Genomic DNA, 21,672 nt, shown 5'->3' with positions numbered 1-21,672 from the left:
TCAGGCCTGGGCGCCCGCGACGGCGGCGCGCGCCAGTTCGGTAATGCGAGCGTAGTCGCCGCTTTCGAGTGCGTCCGCCGGCACCAGCCAGGAGCCGCCGATGCACAGCACGCTTTTCAGCGCCAGATAGCTGCGGTAATTGTCCGGCGAGATGCCGCCGGTCGGGCAGAAACGCACCTGCGGGAACGGGCCGCCGATCGCCTGCAGCGCTTTTACGCCGCCGTTGGCTTCCGCCGGGAAGAATTTAAACTCGCGCAGGCCGTAATCCATGCCCTGCATCAGTTCGGAAACGGTGCTGATGCCCGGAATCAGCGGAATGGACCCGGCGGTGGCCGCCTTGAGCAGCTCGTCGGTCAATCCTGGGCTGATGGCGAATTGCGCGCCGGCTTCGGTCACTTCCCGCAGCTGCTGCGGATTGATCACCGTACCGGCGCCGATGATCGCTTCCGGCACCTCTTGAGCGATGGCGCGAATGGCGTCCATGGCGCAGGCGGTGCGCAGCGTCACCTCCAGCACCCGTACGCCGCCGGCGACCAGCGCTTTCGCCAACGGCACCGCATGTTCCAGCTTGTTGACAACGATGACCGGCACCACCGGCCCCGCCGTCAGGATCTGCTCGGCGCTTGTTGTCCACTTGTTCATGCTGACGTTCTCCTCTGTGGCCGCCGCCAGGCGGCGATGCGGCCAGGCTATCGATTAAAATTTGATGCAGCAGGCGCCCTGCTCGGCGCCTGACAGCTGGCTGCGCAACGCGCCGAACAGCTCGCGGCCGCAGCCGATGTGTTCGGCGCTCAGATCGGGCTGGCATGGCGCGCGCTGGGCCAACTCGTCGGCGTCGACCAGCATCTGCAGCTCGCCGCTGCGGCCGTTGACGCGGATCGGATCGCCGTCGCGCACTTTCGCCAGCAGGCCGCCGGTATAGGCTTCCGGGGTGACGTGAATGGCGGAAGGCACCTTGCCGGAGGCGCCGGACAGGCGGCCGTCGGTCACCAGCGCCACTTTGAAGCCGCGATCCATCAACACGCCCAGCGGCGGCATCAGCTTGTGCAGCTCCGGCATGCCGTTGGCCTGCGGCCCCTGGAAGCGCACCACCACCACGCAATCGCGATCCAGCTTGCCGGCTTCGAACGCCGGCACGATATCGTGCTGGCTGTCGAACACCACCGCCGGCGCTTCGATGATCTGGTTATCGGCGGGCACCGCCGAGGTTTTCATCACCGCGCGGCCCAGATTGCCGGCCATCACTTTGGTGCCGCCATGATGTTCGAACGGCTGAGCGACGCTGGCGATCACGCTGGCGTCGAGCGAGCCGGCCACGCCTTCGCGCCATACCAATTGGCCGTTGTCCAGCCACGGTTCCTGGGTGTAGCGGCGCAGGCCGAAACCGGCCACGGTGTGCACGTCTTCGTGCAGCAGGCCATGTTGCAGCAGCTCGCGCACCACCAGCGGCACGCCGCCGGCGGCCTGGAATTGGTTGATATCGGCCGGGCCGTTCGGGTAGATGCGGCACAGCAGCGGCACCGCCTCCGACAGCTCCGAGAAATCGTCCCAGGTGATGATGATGCCCGCCGCCCGCGCCATCGCCACCAGATGCATGGTCAGGTTGGTGGAGCCACCGGTGGCCAGCAGCGAGACGATGCCGTTCACCACCACTTTCTCGTCCACCAGGCGGCCGATCGGCAGGTAGTTGCCGGCGGTATCGGTCAGTCGGGTCACCTGGCGCGCGGCGGCGTCGTTCAGCGCGTCGCGCAGCGGCGTGTCCGGATGGACGAAGGAGGCGCCCGGCAGATGCAGACCCATCACTTCCATCACCATCTGGTTGGTGTTGGCGGTGCCATAGAAGGTGCAGGTGCCGATGCCGTGATAAGAGGCCGCCTCGGCCTCCAGCAGTGCCAAACGGTCGGCCTTGCCCTCGGCGTACAGCTGGCGCACGCGCACTTTTTCCTTGTTCGGCAGGCCGCTGCTCATCGGGCCGGCCGGCACGAACAGCGCGGGCAGGTGGCCGAAGGAGAGGGCGGCCATCACCAGCCCCGGCACGATCTTGTCGCAGATGCCGAGGAACAGCGCGCCGTCGAACATATTGTGCGACAGGCCGACGGCGGCCGACATGGCGATCACGTCACGGCTCATCAGCGACAGCTCCATGCCGTCCTGCCCCTGCGTCACGCCGTCGCACATCGCCGGCACGCCGCCGGCCACCTGGCCTACGGCGCCGACCGCTTTCAGCGCCTGCTTCAGCCGCTGCGGGTAGTGTTCGTAGGGCTGGTGGGCCGACAGCATGTCGTTATAGGCGGTGATGATGGCGATATCGCTGCGCACCATGTTTTTCAGCGACGCCTTGTCATCAGGCTGACAGGCGGCGAAGCCGTGGGCCAGGTTGCCGCAGGCGAGCTGCGCGCGGTGGACGGTTTGGGCGCGGGCCGCCTCGATACGCGCCAGATAGGCGGCGCGGCTGGCCTGGGAACGGTCGATGATGCGCTGTGTGACACGGGACAAGGTTGGATTAATCATGCCTTCCTCACATTGCTGTTGTTATAGTCGCCGCCTGTGGCGGTGCCCCCGGGGGTGATTTGCAGCCCTGGTGTGCAAGGCCGGGGGCGATTCAGGATTTAAAACATCGTGAATGCAATCATGCCGATGGCGCCGCCGACGCTGCCCAGAATGGTTTCCATCACCGTCCAGGTTTTCAGCGTTTGCAGTTCGTTGGCGCCGGTGAATTTGCCGAACAGCCAGAAACCGGCGTCGTTGACGTGGCTCAGCACGATGGAGCCACCGGCGATGCAGATGGCCAGCGCGGCCAACTGCCCGCCGTTCAGCCCGAGCTGGCTGGTGACCGGCAGCACCAGGCCGACGGTGGTCAGGCAGGCGACGGTGGCCGAGCCCTGGATCACCCGCACCATGGCGGACAACGCGAACGCTGCCACGGCGATCGGCAGGCCGGCGCCGATCATGGCGTCACCCAGCGCTGGCCCTACACCGGAATCCACCAGGATCTGCTTGAACACCCCGCCGGCGCCGGTCATCAGCAGGATGATTCCGGCCGGCTGCACGGCGGCGGAGCAGATGGCCAGGGTCTGTTCGTTGCTCATGCCGCGCGGTTTCGCCAGACCGTAAATCACGATCAGGCAGGCCAGCAGAATGGCGGTGAACGGGTGGCCGATAAACTCCAGCCACTGCTGCAGCTGCGAGCCGGGAGTGACCAGCCGCGCGCCGATAGTCTTCATGCCGACCAGTACCAGCGGGCACAGCACCAGCGCCAGGCTGAAGCCGAACGACGGCAGATTGCCCTTGGTCAGCGTCGGCTCGTTCTCTTCCGGCGGCATTGGCCAGTTGACGAAGCGGCTGATAAAGCTGCCGTACAGCGGGCCGGCGATCAGCATGCCGATCACGGCCGCCACCAGGCCGATGGCGATCATCCAGCCGAAATCGGCCTTCATCTGCGATGCCAGCAGCATTGGCACCGGCCCCGGCAGCAGGAAGGAGGCGGCAGCGGCCACACCGGCGAACAGCGGGATGGCCAGCTTGACGATATTGCCGTCGGTGCGGCGCGCCACGGCGAACACGATGCCGATCAGCAGCACCACCGCCACGTCGAAGAACAGCGGCAGCGCGCAGATCAGGCCGGCGATGCCGAGCGCGTAGTGCGCCTTGCTTTGTCCGAATCGTTTCAGCAATTGCGCCGCAATTTGATCGAGCGCGCCGACCTCATGCAGGATCTTGCCGAACATCGCCCCGAGCGCCACCACGATCGCCAGGAAGCCCAGCGTGTCGCCCATGCCTTTTTGCATGGTGTCGGCGATGTGTTCCAGCGGCATGCCGGAGAAAATGCCGGCGGCGATGGACACCAGCATCAGCGCGACGAAGGCGTGCATGCGCGCCTTCATCACCAGGAATAACAGCAGTAAAACCGAGCCGACTGCGGTACCGACCAGCGTTACGGTACTCACGCGCACACGTCCTGCGGCAGGAAGCTCTGGATATGGCGCACGGTATCGGCGATCACCGCGTCCAGCGGCTGATTGATGTCGATCGCCATCACGTCGTTCTCGTCGGCGCCCGGTTGCTCCAGCGCGGCGAACTGGGTGACCAGCATCTGCGGCTTGAAGAAGTGGCCGTTGCGCGCCGCCAGGCGGGATTCGATCACCGGGAACTCACCGTGCAGATAGATGAATGACAGGTTGCCGTTGCCGGCGCGCAGGCGGTCGCGATACTGCTTTTTCAACGCCGAACAGACGATGATCGACACGTTGTTGGTGCGCTGCATGGCGAAGGCGGCGTCGTTGAGCGCGGCCAGCCACGGCGCGCGATCGTCGTCGTTCAACGCCTCGCCGGCGGCCATCTTCAGGATATTGCTGCGCGGGTGCAGGAAGTCGCCGTCGAGGAAGCCGGCGGAGAGTTGGCGGGCCGCAGCGGCGGCGACGGCGGACTTGCCGCTGCCGGAAACGCCCATAACGACGTAAATGCGATTTTGATTGTTGGTCATGGCTTGGCTCCAAAACACCGGGTGACGTTACCTTCGTTTAGCCTGGTTGTTACCGGTAACATGTTATCGGTAACATTGTCGAAGGAAGTTTGAGCGGTTGCAATGGGCTTTCGCCGTGAGGATCGTTAACTGTGATCGGCTTCAAGCTTTTTTCCTGTGCGCTAAACAGGATGCCGACAGCCTGTTACATGCTGACAACAGAGCATGGCAGGGGAGCAGGGGCGCGCTGGGGCGCCCCTCGGATGGGCTGGATCAGCGCACGCCGCCGTAGGCCAGGCTGATCTCTTTCGCCGCGTGGATCACCAGCGCGCCCAGCTCGATCACGCGATCGTCGGTGATGCGCGACACCGGGCCGGAGATGGAAATGGCGGCGAAGGCTTCGCGGTGCTCGTCGAAGATGCAGGCCGCCACGCAGCGCAGGCCGAGCGCGTGCTCTTCGTCGTCAAAGGAGAAGCCCTGTTTGCGGATCTGCGCCAGCCCCTCTTTCAGGTTGTGTGGCGTCAGGGTATGCGGCGTGTAGGTGTGCATGCCTTTCTTGTGCAGCAGTTTGGTCACCTGATCGTCCGGCAGGGTGGCGAGGAACGCTTTGCCGGCGCCGGAGGCGTGCATTGGCAGTTTGCCGCCGATCGGCGCCGACATGCGCATCAGCGCCGTGCACTGCACCTGATCGATGATGATCGCCTGGTACTCGCTGGTATCCAGCACCGCCAGGTTGACGGTTTCGCCGGACTCCTCCATCAGGCGGCGCAGCGTCGGATGCACCATCGCCAGCAGGTTGCGGCTTTGCAGGAAGCTGCTGCCGACCACAAAGGCGTGCGAGCCGATGGTCCACAGGCCGAGATCGCCGACCTGGCGCACGAATCCCTGCTGCTGCATGGTGGTGAGCAGGCGGTGAGTAGTGGAATTCGGCAGGCCGGCCTGCTGGGCCAGATCGGTCAGCGCCACGTTGCCCTGGGCTTCCGAAATGTATTCCAACAGTTTCAGGCCACGGGTCAACGATTGTACCTGACCGGTCGCCGCACTGGCGGCGGGGGCTGCTGCGCGGGGCTTCTTGCCGCGCTTGGCGGGAGCAGGGGTGGCCATGGGTGAGATTCCTTTTTCCGTATTATGGAATTCATTTTCGTTTTTTGTCGATGAATTGCAAGCCGCCGTCAGCTCATCGGAGGTGTTGGCGCACAACCTGAAAAACTCTCAATTGTCGCCTGGCCCTTTGTCCTTACAAGCTGTGCTAGGATGACTCGTTGGTTTTTGCGGCAGTTGAGCAATGGGCTGGATGGCAATGGAAGGGGTTACAGTGACGAATCGAGTAGAACAACTGCGCCGCCAGTTAGCGCAGCGCATTTTGGTGTTGGACGGCGGCATGGGCACCATGATCCAGAGCTACCGTCTGGATGAGCGCGATTTCCGCGGTGAGCGTTTCGCCGACTGGCGCAGCGATCTGAAAGGCAATAACGATCTGCTGGTGCTGACCAAGCCGGAAGTGATCACCGCCATTCATTACGCCTATCTCGAGGCGGGCGCCGATATCCTTGAGACCAATACCTTCAACTCCACCTCCATCGCCATGGCCGACTACCATATGGAGTCGCTGTCCGCCGAGATTAACTATCAGGCCGCCTGCCTGGCGCGCGCCTGCGCCGACGAATGGACGGCGCGCACGCCGGAAAAACCGCGCTACGTCGCCGGGGTGTTGGGGCCGACCAACCGCACCGCGTCCATCTCGCCGAACGTCAACGATCCGGCGTTCCGCAACATCTCGTTCGATGAACTGGTGGCGGCTTACCGCGAATCGACCCGCGCGCTGGTGGAAGGCGGCGTCGATCTGATCATGATCGAAACCATCTTCGACACCCTGAACGCCAAGGCCGCCGCTTTTGCGGTGGAAACCGAATTCGAAGCGCTGGGGGTGGAACTGCCGATCATGATTTCCGGCACCATCACCGACGCCTCCGGCCGCACCTTATCCGGCCAGACCACCGAAGCGTTTTACAATTCGCTGCGCCACGTCAAGCCGCTGACCTTCGGCCTGAACTGCGCCCTGGGCCCGGACGAGCTGCGCCAGTACGTCGCCGAGCTGGCGCGCATCTCGGAGACCTACGTCACCGCGCACCCGAACGCCGGTTTGCCGAATGCCTTCGGCGAATACGATCTGGATGCGGCCGAGATGGCGCGCCAGGTCGGGGAGTGGGCGCAGGCCGGCTTTCTCAATATCATCGGCGGATGCTGCGGCACCACGCCGGAACATATCGCCGCGATGGCCAAGGCGGTCGAGGGCGTGCCGCCGCGCCGGCTGCCGGATATCCCGGTCGCCTGCCGCCTGGCCGGTCTGGAGCCGTTGACCATCGACGCCAACACCCTGTTCGTCAACGTCGGCGAGCGCACCAACGTCACCGGTTCGGCGCGTTTCAAACGCCTGATCAAAGAAGAGAAATACAACGAGGCGCTCGACGTGGCGCGTCAGCAGGTCGAGAGCGGCGCGCAGATCATCGACATCAACATGGACGAGGGGATGCTCGACGCCGAAGCGGCGATGGTGCGCTTCCTCAACCTGATCGCCGGCGAGCCGGATATCGCTCGGGTGCCGATCATGATCGACTCCTCCAAGTGGTCCGTTATCGAGAAAGGCCTGAAGTGCATTCAGGGCAAGGGCATCGTCAACTCGATCTCGATGAAGGAGGGCGAAGAAGCCTTTATCCATCACGCCAAACTGGTGCGCCGCTACGGCGCCGCGGTGGTGGTGATGGCGTTCGACGAAGTGGGCCAGGCGGACACCCGCGAGCGCAAGTTCGAGATCTGCCGCCGCGCCTATAAAATTTTGACCGAACGCGTTGGCTTCCCGCCGGAAGACATCATTTTCGACCCGAACATCTTCGCCGTCGCCACCGGCATCGAAGAGCACAACAACTACGCCGTCGACTTTATCGAAGCCTGCGCCGACATTAAAACCCACCTGCCGCACGCGATGATCTCCGGCGGGGTGTCCAACGTGTCGTTCTCGTTCCGCGGCAACGATCCGGTGCGTGAAGCGATCCATGCGGTGTTCCTGTATCACGCCATTCGCAACGGCATGGACATGGGCATCGTCAACGCCGGGCAGTTGGCGATTTACGACGATCTGCCTACTGAGCTGCGCGAGGCGGTAGAAGACGTGATCCTCAACCGTCGCGAGGACGGCACCGAACGCCTGCTGGAGCTGGCGGAAAAGTACCGCGGCAGCAAAGACGGCGAAGCGGCGGTGCAGCAGGCGGAGTGGCGCGGCTGGCCGGTGGAGAAGCGGCTGGAATACTCGCTGGTGAAGGGCATCACCGAGTTTATCGAGCTGGACACCGAAGAAGCGCGGCAGCAGGCCGAACGCCCAATCGAAGTGATCGAAGGGCCGCTGATGGCCGGGATGAACGTGGTCGGCGATCTGTTTGGCGAGGGCAAGATGTTCCTGCCGCAGGTGGTGAAATCCGCCCGCGTGATGAAGCAGGCGGTGGCCTACCTGGAACCGTACATCGAGGCCAGCAAGCAGCAAGGCACCTCCGCGGGGAAAATCCTGTTGGCGACGGTGAAGGGCGACGTGCACGACATCGGCAAGAACATCGTCGGCGTGGTGCTGCAGTGCAACAATTATGAAATCGTCGATCTTGGCGTGATGGTACCGACGGAGAAAATCCTGCGCACCGCGCGCGAGGAGAACGTCGACATCATCGGCCTGTCGGGGCTGATCACGCCGTCGCTGGACGAGATGGTCAACGTGGCCAAAGAGATGGAGCGCCAGGGCTTTACGCTGCCGCTGCTGATCGGCGGCGCCACCACCTCCAAGGCGCACACCGCGGTGAAAATCGAGCAGAACTACAGCGGCCCGACCACCTACGTGCAGAACGCCTCGCGCACCGTGGGCGTGGTGTCGGCACTGCTGTCCGCCACCCAGCGCGACGAGTTTGTGGTGCGCACCCGCAAAGAATATGAAACGGTGCGCATTCAGCACGCGCGCAAAAAACCGCGCACGCCGCCGGTCGATTTGCAGAAGGCGCGCGCCAACGCCATGGCGCTGGACTGGGCCGATTATCAGCCGCCGGCGCCGCGGCAGCTCGGCGTGTTTCCGGTGGCGGCCGGCATCGAGACGCTGCGCCACTACATCGACTGGACGCCGTTCTTCATGACCTGGTCGCTGGCGGGCAAATACCCGCGCATCCTGGAGGATGAGGTGGTGGGGGAAGAGGCCAAGCGCCTGTTCCACGACGCCAATCAGATGCTGGATCGGCTGGCCGCCGAGCGCAGCCTCAACCCGCGTGGCGTTTACGGCCTGTTCCCGGCCAACCGCGTCGGCGACGACGTGGAAGTGTACCGCGACGAACGGCGCGGCGAGGTGCTGGCGGTGAGCCGCCATCTGCGTCAGCAGACGGAAAAAACCGACTTCCCGAACTACTGCCTGGCGGACTTCGTGGCGCCGAAAAGCAGCGGCAAGGCCGACTACTTCGGCGCCTTCGCGGTGACCGGCGGGCTGGAGGAAGACGCGCTGGCGGCGGCGTACGACGCGCAGCACGACGATTACAACAAAATCATGGTCAAGGCGTTGGCGGATCGTTTGGCGGAGGCCTTCGCCGAATACCTGCATGAGCAGGTGCGCAAGTTACACTGGGGCTATGCCGCCGACGAGAGCCTGAGCAACGAGGAACTGATCCGCGAGAACTATCAGGGCATCCGGCCGGCGCCGGGCTACCCGGCCTGCCCGGAGCACACCGAAAAAGCGACCATCTGGCAGCTGCTGGACGTCAACCGCCACACCGGCATGGAACTGACGGAGTCCTTCGCTATGTGGCCGGGAGCGGCGGTATCCGGCTGGTACTTCAGCCATCCTGAGAGCAAGTACTTCGCGGTGGCGCAGATCCAGCGCGATCAGGTGGAAGACTACGCGGCGCGTAAAGGGATGAGCGTGAGCGAGGTCGAGCGCTGGCTGGCGCCAAACCTCGGCTACGACGCCGACTGACTTTCCTCTTTAAGGGCGCAGCGATGCGCCCTTGTCATTTACAGCGCTTCCACATCGATGTGCAGCGCGTCGTACCGCCAATACTCCAGGTCACAATCGATCACCCTGTCGTGCTGATCGCGATTCACCCGCGTAATGAACAGCGCCGGGCTGCCGTAGGTCACCTTCAGCATGGCGGCGGCCTGCTGCGGCAGCAGGGTGGGCAGCATGTCGAAACGCACCCGGCCGTAGTGAATGCCGTAGCGCGCGGCGTACAGCGCGGTCAGCGACTGGGTCAGATCTTCGTCCAGAATGCCGGGGAAATAGGACGGATTGAGGTAGTGCTCGCAGTACAGCACCGCGCGCCCGTCGATGTAGCGCAGTCGGCGAATGCGATAGGCCTCGGCGCCGGGGGGCAGCGCCAGACGGCCGGCCAGCGGCGCGTCGAGCGTGACGACCGCGCTGTCGATCGCTTCGGTATGCGCGGCGCGCCCCTGCTGCTGCGCCATGGCGTGAAAATGGCTGCGCTGCAGCGGGTTGTAGATCAAACGTGGCGGCGAGATGAACCAGCCGCGCCGCACCTGGCGGTAGATGACGCCCTGCGCCTCCAACTGGCCGAGCGCCTCCTGCAAGGTAATGCGGGTGGTGGCGAATTGCTCGCTCAGGGCGCGTTCGGAGGGCAGCTTGCCGTCCACGGCGAACTCGCCGGCGGTGATGCGGGCGCTCAGCGTTTGGCAGATGGTGGCGACGGTCGTCGGTGCTTCACTCATACAGCGGGTGTCCCGTTTCAGTGCGTTTGGCCTTCCTTAAGGTAGACCAGCGTCGCGTTTTCGCCGTTGCAATGGGTGATAAAACTGTCGCTTTTTTAAGCTGACATATAATTATCACATTCGTCCGTTAGATTGGTTTGGTCCTTGCTGGACTAGTCCAGCCATCCCCACACTACCACCTGGAGCATCAGTTATGAAACGTTTGTGCGCTTCTGTGTTAACCAGTGCCATCGTGTTATCCAGCCAGATGAGCTGGGCCGCGGATACCGATCTGGCGGCGCTGGAGCAGGCCGCGAAGAAAGAAGGCGAAGTCAACAGCGTCGGCATGCCGGACAGCTGGGCCAACTGGAAAGGCACCTGGCAAGATCTGTTGAGCAAGTACGGCCTGAAGCATGTCGATACCGACATGAGCTCCGCGCAGGAGATCGCCAAATTCGATGCGGAAAAGAACAACGCTACGGCGGACATCGGTGACGTCGGCGCGGCCTTTGGCCCGGTGGCGGTGCAGAAGGGCGTAACGCAGCCCTACAAACCCTCTACCTGGGATCAGGTGCCGGACTGGGCGAAAGACAAAGACGGGCACTGGGCGCTGGCTTACACCGGCACCATCGCCTTTATCATCAATAAACAGCAGGTGAAAGACATCCCGCACAGCTGGGCCGATCTGCTCAAGGGCAGCTATCAGGTCACCATCGGCGACGTCGGCACCGCGTCGCAGGCGGCCAGCGGCGTGCTGGCCGCCACCTACGCCATGGGCGGCAACGAGAAAAACCTCAAGCCGGGCCTGGAATTCTTCGGCAAGCTGGCCAAGGCCGGCCGCCTGAGCCTGAGTAACCCGGTGATCGCATCGCTGGAGAAAGGGGAAGTGCAGGTTGGCGTGGTGTGGGACTTCAACGGCCTGAACTACCGCGATCAGATCGACAAAACCCGTTTTGAAGTGCTGATCCCGTCGGACGGCTCGATCACCTCCGGCTACACCACCATCATCAATAAATACGCCAAGCACCCGAACGCCGCCAAGCTGGCGCGCGAATACATCTTCTCCGACGCCGGCCAGATCAACCTGGCGCGCGGCTATGCCCGCCCGATCCGCGCCGAACATCTGACGCTGCCGGACGACGTCAAGGCCAAGCTGCTGCCGGCCGAGCAGTACAAGAATGCGCACCCGATCGCCGATCCGGCGGCCTGGGAACAGAGCGCCAAAGCGCTGCCGCGCCTGTGGCAGGAAAACGTCATTATGTTTATGCAGCAGTGAGTTAACGCACCATGAAAACGATCCTCGTGCTGCTGGACGGCCTCAACTACCGGGTGGCGCATGACGCCATGGGGTATCTGCAGGCCGAATGTGCGGCGGGACGCGGGCGGTTGTACCTGCTGGAGAGCGAGTTGCCCTCGCTCTCCCGGCCGCTGTATGAATGCATCCTCACCGGCGTCACGCCGGTGGAGAGCGGCGTGGTGCACAACCACGTCTCGCGCCTTTCTCATCAACAAAGCGTGTTTCATTACGCGCGCGCCGCCGGGCTGACCACCGCCGCCGCCGCGTATCATTGGTTCAGCGAATTGTATAACCGCACGCCGTTCGACGCCGCGCGCGACCGCCACACCGACGCTCCCGAGCTGCCGATTCAGCACGGCCATTTCTATTACGACGACGGCTATCCCGACAGCCATCTGTTCGACGACGCCGAAAGCCTGCGCCAGCGTCATCAGCCGGATTTCCTGCTGATCCACCCGATGAACATCGACGACGCCGGGCACCGCTTCGGCCTCTCTTCGCCGCAGTACCGCAACGCGGCGCGGCGCGCCGACGGCTCGCTGTCGCGCTACCTGCCCGAGTGGCTGGCGGCCGGTTATCAGGTGCTGGTCACTGCCGACCACGGCATGAACGACGATCGCAGCCACGGCGGGGTGTTGCCGGAAGAGCGCCAGGTGCCGCTGTTCGTGTTCGGCGCGGGCTTCAGCCTGGACGACGCCGATCCGCAGCAAACCGAGCTGTGCGGCACGATCTGCGATCTGCTGCAGGCGGCGCATGACAAGCCGCGCTGCCGGGCGCTGCTGGCGCAGGATGCGCGATGAACAGCAAAACCAAATGGATCGCCGCACTGTGCCTGCTGCCGTTTATCGTGCTGTTCGGCGCGTTTCAGATCGCCCCGCTGGTGTGGATCGCGGTTCACAGCTTTTTCAGCGAGACCAGCAGCTGGGGATGGGGCAACTATGTCGATATCCTCACGTCGCCGTTCTACCTGCAGGCCTTTCAGTTCTCGCTGGAGATCTCGCTGTGGTCGAGCGTCTACGGCTTGCTGATTGCATTAGTGGGCAGTTACTCACTTCGCCAGCTCGGCCAGACCCGCTTTCATGACTTCGTGATGTCGTTCACCAACATGACCAGCAACTTCGCCGGGGTGCCGCTGGCGTTCGCCTTCGTCATTCTGTTGGGGTTGAACGGCTGCCTGACGCTGCTGCTGCGCAAATACGGTTTGATGGAGAGCTTCAACCTCTATTCGAAGAGCGGCCTGATCGTGCTGTATACCTACTTCCAGATCCCGTTGGGCGTGCTGTTGCTGTATCCGGCGTTCGATGCGCTGCGCGCCGATTGGCGTGAGTCGGCGGCGCTGCTCGGCGCCGGCCCCTGGCGCTACTGGCGGCATATCGGCCTGCCGGTGCTGGCGCCGGCGCTGATGGGCACCTTCGTCATCCTGCTGGCCAACGCGCTGGGCGCCTACGCCACGGTGTACGCGCTGACCACCGGCAACTTCAACGTGATCCCGATCCGCATCTCGGCGTTGGTGGCGGGGGACATCTCCCTCGATCCGAACCTGGCCAGCGCGCTGGCGATGCTGCTGGTGGTGATGATGGCGTTTATCACGGTAATCCACCAATGGATGCTGCGCAGGAGCTACCTCAATGCGCGCTCATAATCGGATGGAGAATGCTCATGTCGCGTGCTGAACGCCTCTATCATCGCACGGTGACCGGCCTGCTGCTGCTGATCCTGCTGCTGCCGCTGGCGGCGACGCTGATTTATGCGCTGGCCACCCAGTGGGGCGCCACCATTTTACCGGACGGTTTTACCCTGAAGTGGCTGACGGCGCTGTGGAGCGACCCGCGCTTTTTGCAGGCGCTGTGGCATTCGCTGCTGATCTGCTTCGGCACGCTGCTGCTGTCGGTGGTGGTGATCCTGCCGGCGATGTTTGTGATTGCTTACTATTTTCCCAAGCTGGACGCGGTGATGAACGTGCTGATCCTGCTGCCGTTCGCCGTGCCGCCGGTGGTGTCGGCGGTGGGGCTGATGCAGCTGTTCGCCGCCGATCCGCTGCCGCTGCTCGGCACCCCCTGGATTTTAGTCGGCTGCTATTTCACCATCGCGCTGCCGTTTATCTACCGCGCCATCAGCAACAACATGCAGGCGATCAACCTGCGCGATCTGATGGACGCCGCCCACCTGCTCGGCGCCAGTACCTGGCAGGCGGCGCTGTGGGTGGTGCTGCCGAACCTGCGCAAGGGCGGAACGATCGCCGTGTTACTGTCATTCTCGTTCCTGATCGGTGAGTTCGTGTTCGCCAACCTGCTGGTGGGCAGCCAGTATGAAACGCTGCAGGTCTACCTGTTCAACATGCGCAACGGCAGCGGGCATTTCACCAGCGCGCTGGTCATCTCCTATTTCGCCGTGGTGCTGCTCGTCACCTGGCTGGCGAACCTGCTGAATAAAAACAAGGGTTAACCCGATGGCTTATCTCAACGTCACCCGCCTGAACAAACACTATGGCCAGACCCAGGTGTTTCAGGATATCGATTTCACCGCCGAAGAGGGGGAGTTCGTCACCCTGCTGGGGCCGAGCGGCTGCGGCAAATCGACGCTGCTGCGCTGCCTGGCCGGCCTGACCCCGGTCGACAGCGGGCAAATTTTATTGCAGGGCCAGGATCTGGTACCGCTGGCGCCGCAAAAGCGCGGCATCGGCATGGTGTTCCAAAGTTATGCGCTGTTCCCCAATATGACGGTGGAAGGCAACGTGGCATTCGGCCTGAAAATGCAGAAGCTGGCGGCCGGGCAGATCGGCCAGCGGGTGCAGGAGGTGCTGGCGCTGGTGGAGCTGAGCGATCTGGCGAAGCGCTATCCGCATCAGCTGTCGGGCGGCCAGTGTCAGCGCGTGGCGCTGGCGCGATCGCTGGTCACTCGCCCGCGTCTGCTGCTGCTCGACGAACCGCTGTCGGCGCTGGATGCGCGTATTCGCAAACACCTGCGCGAGCAGATCCGGCGCATTCAGCGCGAGCTGAACCTGACGGCGATCTTCGTCACCCACGATCAGGAAGAGGCGCTAACCTTGTCGGATCGCATCGTGCTGATGAACAAGGGGCAGATCGTGCAGAGCGGCGATGCGGAAACCCTGTATACCCAGCCGGCGGATGCCTTCGCCGCCGGTTTTATCGGCAACTACAACCTGCTGAGCGCCGAACAGGCCGGCCGCTTGACCGGGCGCAGCTATGTCGGCAAGGTGGCGATCCGCCCCGAGTCGATCGGCCTGTTGCCGGCCGGACAGGGGATCGGCGGGGTGATCCTGGGTCACAGTTTGCTCGGGAATGTGGTACGGTATCGGATTCAGGTTTGCGAGATAGAATTGCTGGTTGACGTGCTCAACCGTTCGGTGGCCGACCTGCGGCCCGACGGCGCGGAAATTGGGCTACACTTGGAACCTGTTGTATTGCGGGAAGTTGCATGACTTCGCAGCGCGGCGCCGGGGCCTTCCCGCCGCCGCATTAACCCTTCTCTTCTGCGGTCTGCCGCCCGCCCGCTGTCCTGCCAGACCCACGCCCGGCAGGCGGGACCGCGCACTGTACCCGTCATCCTTTGGCTCGCCTCTCTGCGTCGCGTGACAAGCATCGGGTATCAGCCTCCTTTGGCCGGGCGTTAATGGAGCGTATCTTCCGTGCTGACCCTTCTTCACCTGCTTTCGTCCGTGGCGCTGTTGGTGTGGGGCACCCACATCGTGCGCACCGGGATCATGCGGGTTTACGGCGCCAATCTGCGGCGCGTGTTGAGCGACAGCGTTGAGAAAAAACCGCTGGCGTTCGTTTCCGGCATCGGCGTGACCGCGCTGGTGCAAAGCAGCAACGCCACCGCGCTGCTGGTGACCTCTTTCGTCGCGCAGGGGCTGGTGGGGCTGGCGCCTGCGCTGGTGATCATGCTGGGCGCCGACGTCGGCACCGCGCTGATGGCGCGCGTGCTGACCTTCGATCTTTCCTGGTTGTCGCCGCTGCTGATCCTGGTCGGCGTCTTCCTGTTCCTCAGCCGCAAGCAAATGCGGATCGGCCAGATCGGACGCGTCCTGATCGGCCTTGGGCTGATCGTGCTGGCGCTGGAGCTGATCGTCGCCGCCGCCACGCCGATCACCCAGGCGGCCGGGGTGAAAGTGCTGTTCTCGTCGCTGACCGGCGACGTGATGCTGGACGCCCTGACCGGCGCGCTGTTCGCCATCGTCAGCTATTCCAGCCTGGCGGCGGTGCTGCTGACCGCCACCCTGACCGCCACCGGCGTGATTTCGCTGAAGGTGGCGCTCTGTCTGGTGATCGGCGCCAACCTCGGCAGCGGCCTGCTGGCGATGATCAACGCCAGCGGGCAGAACGCCGCCGGGCGGCGCGTAGCGCTCGGCAGCCTGCTGTTCAAGCTGGTGGGCTGCATACTGGTGCTGCCGTTCGTCTCCTATCTGGCGGATTTGATGGCTCAGCTGCCGGGCGGCAGCGAAGAGCTGGTGATCTATTTCCACGTGTTCTACAACCTGATCCGCTGCCTGGTGATGATCCCACTGGCCGGGCCGATGGCGACGCTGTGCGAGCGGCTGATCGTCGACGAAGCGGCCGACGATCCGCGCATGCGGCCGCGCCATCTGGACGCCAGCGCGCTGGACACGCCGACGCTGGCGCTGGCCAATGCGGCGCGTGAAACGCTGCGCATGGGCGACGTGGTGGAACACATGATGATCCTGCAACGTGAAGTGCTGCACGGTAAGCAGGGGGTTGATAAAGAGGTGCGGCGCCTCGACGATGACGTCGACGTGCTGTACACCGCCATCAAGCTGTATCTGGCGCAGATCCAGAAGGAAGATCTGGGCGAGGAAGACTCGCGCCGCTGGGCGGAGATCATCGAAATGGCGCTCAACCTGGAACAGGCGGGCGACATCATCGAGCGCATGGCCGGCGACGTGGGCGCCAAGTCGCACGCCGCGCGCCGCGCCTTCTCGGCGGAAGGGTTGGCGGAGCTGGACGGGCTGCACGAACGGCTGATCGGCAACCTGCGCCTGGGGCTGTCGGTGTTCCTGTCCGGCGACGTCACCAGCGCCAAACGCCTGCGCCGTTCCAAGCACCGCTTCCGCATTCTGGATCGCCGCTACGCGCACGCGCACGTCGATCGTTTGCACCAGCAAAACGTGCAGAGCATCGAGACCAGTTCGTTGCATTTGGGATTGTTGGGGGACATGAAGCGCCTGAACTCGCTGTTCTGCGCGGTGGCTTACAACGTGTTGGACCAGGATGCCAAGGACGACGATCGCGACTGGGAAGACACCCCGAGCACGCTGTAAAAAAACGCCCCCGGTTTTAACCGGGGGCGTTGTGCAGGAAAGGCGCGTTATTTGCCGCTGAACACGCCGGCTTTGGCATCCGCCTGTTTTGTTGAGGCATGGCCGCTGACGAACGGCACGTTGCCGTCAACGCCCTGTTTCGCCGCACCGGCGGCCAGGCCGCCAACCGTGGCCGCCGCATCGACGCGGCCGCCGCCCTGATAGCGTTGGCCGTTGACGTCCTGCTGGCTGACCTGGCTACCGCCCAGTTCCACCTTGCCTTGCTGGCTGCGGATCTCGCCGCCGGTCAGTTGGGTTTGGCCGCCAACCTGCAGCGCCACGCCGTTCTTACCGGTGATCGCCGATTGCTCGCCGACCGCGTTGTTGTTCACCACGTCGGCATTGACCTTGAGGTGCCCCTGGCGACCGGCCGGACCGGTGATGCTGTCTTTCACCGCGCCGCCGACGGTGCGTGCGCCGCGATCCCACAGCGGGCCTTGCGGTTTTTCGCCGGTCGGCGTTGCCGGCAGCGTGACTTTGCCTTCGGCCTTGCTGAAGCTGACCGCGCCGGTGGTGTCCTGCTGCGGATCGAGGCGACGCGCCACGCTGTTGTACTTGTCGGTGGTGGCGTCGGCCACTTTGTTCACTCCGGCCTCCAGTTTCTCTTTCACCTTACCGGCGTAACGCGGTGTGCCGACCTTCGACAGCTTGGAGGTGATGCTGCTGCCCGGATCGTTGCTGTGGCTCAGGCCGGCATCCACATCGACCTTCACACCGTTCTCAACGTCTTTGCGGCTTTCAACGTGCAGATTGCCGCCCACCTTGCCTTGTACGCTGTCGGCATCGACACGCGCGCCGGCGAGACGGGTGTCTTTGCCGCTGTTGAGTGTCACGTCGCCTGCGGTGATACCGGTGTTGGCGTGGGTGGTTTTATCCTGCTGTTCCACGCCGACCTTCAGACCGGCGCCCAGCGTGTGGGTATCTTTGCCAGTGTTCGGGTCGACCTTGCCGCCGGCGTCCTTGTTGAAGGTTTGGCCGCCTTTGGCGTTGGCTTTGATGCCCAGGCTCCAGTTGTCCTTATGCTGCTCGTTTTTGGCGGACTCCAGCAGGATGCCGCCGTTTTTCGCCTCGAGCGCGGTGCTGCCGCCGCTGACTTTGGCCCCCTGCAGATGCAGCGCGTCATCGCCTTTGCCGTTGGCGGACAGGGTGACCTTGCCGTCTGAGGCGATAGTGGCGCCCTGACGCTCGGTCGTGGACTCATTCACCTTGGCGATGTCGAAGGCGCCGCCGGCGGAGAGGTTGCCGCCGGTTTTTTCCTTGCTGTCGCTGCTGCCGGCGCCCAGATCGATATTGCCGGACAGCTTGCTTTCCTTACGCGTTTGGGTCGATTCCGCCGCCTGCAGTGCGACCTTGTTACCCGCGCTCAGGCTGACGTCGCCCTGGCTCTTGACGTTGGTGCCCTGCAGCGTCAGATCGCGGCCCGCCTTCAGCTCAACGCCCTGTTGGCCACTGACGTTGCCGACCTGCGCGGTGCTGCTGCTGCTTTCGCCGTTGTGGGTGCCGCCGCCGAACCCGGCGCCGAAGTTTTTACTGTCGGCGGTGAAACCGCCCTTGGCGGAGGCTTTGACGTTAAAGCCGCTGTGGCTTTCGCTCTGCTTGTCGCTGGCCTGATCAAGGCGGATATCGCCGCCGGCGTTGACGGCGGTTTTACCGCTGCCGCCGTTCAGCGCGGTGCCCTGATAGACCGCGTCTTTTTTCACGTTGACGTTGATGCCGTTGGCCGCGTCGATCGAGCCGGTCACCGCCTGGCTGGCGCTGCTGTTGCTGCGCTGGGTGCCGCCTTCGCCCTTGGCGTCCACGGTCAGATCGCTGCCGGTGGAGGTGTAGACGCGCACGCCGGCGCTGCCGCGGGTATCGCGGCTCTGCTCTTCCTGACGATTTGTCGCAGCTTCGCTGCGGTGGCTGTCCGCCGTCAGCGTGACCGCGCCTTTGTTGGCTTGATATTGCGTGCCCTGATCGCGCACTTTGCCTTTGGCGTTGATGTCGATGCTGCCGGCTTTCACCGAGCTGACGACCGCCTGCGAGCTGCTGCTGCGTTTTTCGCTGCTGCCGCCCTGTGCGCCGATATCCAGGCCGACGTTAGGCGCGCCGATGCCGCCGATGTCGTTGATGACGCCGGTGGCGTCCAGCTTGGCCGCCTTGCCGACCGCACGCTCGACCGGACGGGTCACGGCGCTGTAATCGACGTTGGCACCGATGTTCACGCCGACGTCGGTTTTGGTGGTGTTGCTGCTGGTGGTGTCGGCAGCGGCCAGGTGATCGACGTCCGCGGCGTTTTCTTGATAGGTGCCGCCGACGCTGTGCTGCGCACCTTGCTGGGTCAGCTTGTCACGGGCGTTGACAGTCAGGTTGCCTTTGACGTCGCTGCCGGAGGTGACGGCCTTGCTGCTCTGCGCCTGTGTTTTGCTGTTCTCGTAGCCGGCCTCCACACCGCTGCCGAGCTTGTCGATGCCGCCGGTGTAGTAGAAACCACCGCCGACCTTGGTCTGCTCGGTATTCGAGGTGGTTTTGTCGTCCGCCGCCAGGAACGAAACCTTATTGCCGCTGACGCTGGCGTCGCCTTTGTCGGCGACCAATTTGGATCCGCTGAAGGTCACGTCCTTATCCGCGTCGAGTTTCACGCTGCCGCCGCTGAGGGTGGCGCCGCGGTTCTCGGTGCGGGTGGTTTTCTCGCTGTCGCGGGTGTGTTCGATGCGTAAACCGGCGCGGTATTGCTTGTCGCCGGCTTCTTTGGCGTAGCCGTTGACGGTGAGCGCGGTTCTCTGCTCGTCGATGTTCTGCTGCTGCTCGGCGGCCTTGACGTTGATATTGCCGGTCTGCGACGTGACGCTCAGCTCGCCGCCGCTGGCGACCTGGCTGCCGATCACGTCGGTGTCCTTACGGCTGACCAGCTTCAGGTTGGTGTCGGACTTCAGCTCGCTGGCGGTGCTGCTCTGATAACTGTTATCGGCCTTGTGCGAACTGCTGGTGATGTTGAAGGCGGTGCCGGTACGCGCGTCGATTTTGTCCACGGTGGTGCTCAGCGCGTTGTCGATGCGCAGGCCGCCGTGGGTGGCGGTGACTTCGCCGCCTTTCTGGCCGCGCGCCTTGCTGCCGGTAATGGTGACGCCTTGCTGACCGTTCAGGCGCAGGGTGCCGCCGCTGGTCAATTCGGAAGCGTGGCTGACTTCGCGGCGATTGCTGTTGTTCTTGTTGTCGCCGCCGCCGATGCCGCCCCAGGAGGTTTTGTCATCGCGCACCGCTTTGGCGTTGGCGGTTTTCTGCACCCCGACCTGGATTTGGTTATCTGCGTCGATCGTCAGATCGCGCTGGGCGTGGACCTTGGCACCCTGAGTCGAGACATTGCGGCCAGCTTTCACCGTCAGTTCGCCCTGGCTGCGCAGTTCACTGGCCTTCAGGCTTTCGCTTTCGTCGCTGCTGCTCCAACTGCCGGTGCGCAGGCTGGAGGTGTGGTTGCGCTGATAGCCGCGTTCGCTGGACTTATCTTTCTCCACCAGCCCGGCGAGGTGCACATCGCGAGCCGCTTTGACGCTCAACGCCCGGTCGGCGCTGACGCTGGCGCCCAACAGGTTCACGTCTTCCCGAGTACTGACGAGTTTGGCGTTGCCGCTGGCGGCGACGTTGCTGCCCGCCTGCTGCAGTTGCTCGCGTTCGCGGGTGACGTCGTATTGCCAGGAATAGAACCAGCGGTCGTCGGTGTGACCTTGAGTTTGCTTCAACTGCTGGCCGTCGAGCGTCAGCTTGCCGCCCTGCAGGGTGATGTCTTCGCCGCGAATATCGGTGGCGGTGAGGTGCGCGTGGTTATCCGCCACCAGGCTGATGTTCTTGCCTTTCAGCTCGGTGCGGGTCAGCTTCTGGCTGCTGCTGCGATCGTTGACGTAGATGCCGCCACGGTAATTTTGATAGTTATCGCCGCCGTTTTTGTTGCTGCTGGCATCTTCAATGCGGCTTTCGCTGCGAATATCGTAGGCTTTCACCTTGAGTTCGTCGCCGGCAGCCAGCGTGCCGGCCAGCTTCACGCCGCTGCCTTGCGCGGTGTTGATGATGTTGATGCGCCCGGCCTGCATGCTGCCGAGGTAGTAGCTGTCCAGCGCGGTCGTCGGCTGTTCGCTGGCCAGCACCTTGCCGTCGCGCGCCACGCGGTTAAGGCCGCTGATGGCGTTGATCGCCGCCGGCGTCACTTTGCCGTTGCGGTGGGTGAAGTCTTGTACGATCACGTCGCCGCGGCTGTCTATCTTCGGTGCGATCAGATCCAGCACGCCGCTGGCGTTCAGGGTGCCGTTGAGGCTCAGGGTATTGCGGTTGCCCAGGGTGCTGTAGCCCTGCAACAGGCCGTTTTCCACCAGCGGGTTGCCGACCACCAGCGAGGAGCGGCTGGTGTTGATGAACCCGCAGCCCTGGCAGCTGATGCCGTTCGGGTTGGCCAGCACGTAGTCGGCCGCCATGCCGAAGATCTCTTGCTGGCCGTGCAGCAGCGACGGGTTGCGGCCGATCACTTCATTAAGGATCACACTGGCTTCGCGTCCGCCCAGATTCGGGTTGGCACCCAGTTGCCCGGCCAGCTGCGACAGCCCCGCCTCGCGAGAGTTGTTCAGCACCGCGCCGGGTTGGTTGACGTTGAAGTCCTGGTATTGGTTATGCGACAGCCCGCTGCCGTTCGGCGCGACGATGTCGACCACCTGGGCGCCGGTGGCGGCGGTGGAAACGCCGGGGCCGTTGGCGCCGTTGGCCGCGACGATCTCTCCGGCGTAGGCGCCGGCGGAAGCGGCGAGAATTATCGCCAGCGCGGCGGCCAGTTTGCCTGCCGCCGAAAGTCTGAAGTTATTATTTTTCATCCATGTATCTCCATAT

15 protein-coding genes are annotated in these 21,672 nt (G+C 63.8%); 8 read left to right on the top strand and 7 right to left on the bottom strand.

The window, feature by feature from the left end:
* The 5 genes from ACJ8J5_RS15240 to iclR all read right to left on the bottom strand — a co-directional run bounded on the left by ACJ8J5_RS15240 (nucleotide 1) and on the right by iclR (nucleotide 5,566).
* On the bottom strand, nucleotides 1-642 hold the full coding sequence (locus tag ACJ8J5_RS15240; RefSeq protein ID WP_414104557.1) for a bifunctional 4-hydroxy-2-oxoglutarate aldolase/2-dehydro-3-deoxy-phosphogluconate aldolase: 642 nt from the start codon (nucleotides 640-642) through the stop codon (nucleotides 1-3).
* Between the two features lie 54 nt (nucleotides 643-696).
* Nucleotides 697-2,511, bottom strand: a complete 1,815-nt coding sequence (gene edd, locus ACJ8J5_RS15235; protein WP_406902974.1) for a phosphogluconate dehydratase — start codon at nucleotides 2,509-2,511, stop codon at nucleotides 697-699.
* Nucleotides 2,512-2,609: 98 nt separating this feature from the next.
* Nucleotides 2,610-3,947, bottom strand: a complete 1,338-nt coding sequence (gntU, locus tag ACJ8J5_RS15230; RefSeq protein ID WP_025304479.1) for a gluconate transporter — start codon at nucleotides 3,945-3,947, stop codon at nucleotides 2,610-2,612.
* A complete protein-coding gene (gene gntK / locus ACJ8J5_RS15225; protein WP_004936645.1) occupies nucleotides 3,944-4,483 on the bottom strand; it encodes a gluconokinase in 540 nt (179 codons plus the stop codon). Before gntK ends, gntU begins: the two co-directional genes overlap by 4 nt.
* 252 nt (nucleotides 4,484-4,735) lie before the next feature.
* Nucleotides 4,736-5,566 (bottom strand): glyoxylate bypass operon transcriptional repressor IclR, encoded by an 831-nt coding sequence (iclR, locus tag ACJ8J5_RS15220; protein WP_004936648.1) that lies wholly within the window; start codon nucleotides 5,564-5,566, stop codon nucleotides 4,736-4,738.
* On the opposite strand from iclR, the gene ACJ8J5_RS15215 reads away from it, so the two are divergent.
* Nucleotides 5,565-5,720, top strand: a complete 156-nt coding sequence (locus tag ACJ8J5_RS15215; RefSeq protein ID WP_197800524.1) for a hypothetical protein — start codon at nucleotides 5,565-5,567, stop codon at nucleotides 5,718-5,720. The two genes, iclR and ACJ8J5_RS15215, sit on opposite strands and share 2 nt — an antisense overlap.
* A 42-nt stretch (nucleotides 5,721-5,762) precedes the next feature.
* A complete protein-coding gene (gene metH / locus ACJ8J5_RS15210; protein ID WP_414104556.1) occupies nucleotides 5,763-9,458 on the top strand; it encodes a methionine synthase in 3,696 nt (1,231 codons plus the stop codon).
* A 38-nt stretch (nucleotides 9,459-9,496) separates the two neighbouring features.
* On the opposite strand, the gene ACJ8J5_RS15205 is transcribed toward metH, so the two are convergent.
* Entirely contained in the window at nucleotides 9,497-10,207 is a 711-nt protein-coding gene (locus ACJ8J5_RS15205; protein ID WP_197811473.1) for a UTRA domain-containing protein, read from the bottom strand.
* Between the two features lie 193 nt (nucleotides 10,208-10,400).
* Between ACJ8J5_RS15205 and ACJ8J5_RS15200 the strand changes: the two genes are divergently transcribed.
* From ACJ8J5_RS15200 to ACJ8J5_RS15175, 6 genes are all read left to right on the top strand, one after another.
* Nucleotides 10,401-11,462, top strand: a complete 1,062-nt coding sequence (locus tag ACJ8J5_RS15200; RefSeq protein WP_004936660.1) for an ABC transporter substrate-binding protein — start codon at nucleotides 10,401-10,403, stop codon at nucleotides 11,460-11,462.
* An 11-nt stretch (nucleotides 11,463-11,473) separates the two neighbouring features.
* Complete coding sequence (locus ACJ8J5_RS15195) at nucleotides 11,474-12,283, top strand: alkaline phosphatase family protein (RefSeq protein WP_043139627.1); 810 nt, start codon at nucleotides 11,474-11,476, stop codon at nucleotides 12,281-12,283.
* On the top strand, nucleotides 12,280-13,125 hold the full coding sequence (locus tag ACJ8J5_RS15190; RefSeq protein ID WP_147823546.1) for an ABC transporter permease: 846 nt from the start codon (nucleotides 12,280-12,282) through the stop codon (nucleotides 13,123-13,125). The genes ACJ8J5_RS15195 and ACJ8J5_RS15190 overlap by 4 nt, the downstream gene beginning before the upstream one ends.
* Nucleotides 13,126-13,142: 17 nt before the next feature.
* A complete protein-coding gene (locus tag ACJ8J5_RS15185) occupies nucleotides 13,143-13,928 on the top strand; it encodes an ABC transporter permease (protein ID WP_025304475.1) in 786 nt (261 codons plus the stop codon).
* A 4-nt stretch (nucleotides 13,929-13,932) separates the two neighbouring features.
* Nucleotides 13,933-14,925, top strand: coding sequence for an ABC transporter ATP-binding protein (locus ACJ8J5_RS15180; protein ID WP_149570348.1), 993 nt, complete (start codon nucleotides 13,933-13,935; stop codon nucleotides 14,923-14,925).
* A gap of 207 nt (nucleotides 14,926-15,132) precedes the next feature.
* Complete coding sequence (locus ACJ8J5_RS15175) at nucleotides 15,133-16,782, top strand: Na/Pi cotransporter family protein (protein ID WP_016930295.1); 1,650 nt, start codon at nucleotides 15,133-15,135, stop codon at nucleotides 16,780-16,782.
* Between the two features lie 47 nt (nucleotides 16,783-16,829).
* Here ACJ8J5_RS15175 and ACJ8J5_RS15170 read toward each other — a convergent pair whose 3' ends face one another.
* Nucleotides 16,830-21,656, bottom strand: coding sequence for a hemagglutinin repeat-containing protein (locus ACJ8J5_RS15170; protein ID WP_414104555.1), 4,827 nt, complete (start codon nucleotides 21,654-21,656; stop codon nucleotides 16,830-16,832).
* Between the last annotated feature and the right edge of the window lie 16 nt (nucleotides 21,657-21,672).

Origin of the sequence: Serratia sp. CY43202, from assembly GCF_052168755.1 — a bacterium.
Classification (GTDB): domain Bacteria; phylum Pseudomonadota; class Gammaproteobacteria; order Enterobacterales; family Enterobacteriaceae; genus Serratia; species Serratia bockelmannii.
Note: the sequence above shows the minus strand (reverse complement) of the source record. Positions and strands in the feature narration are given on the sequence as shown.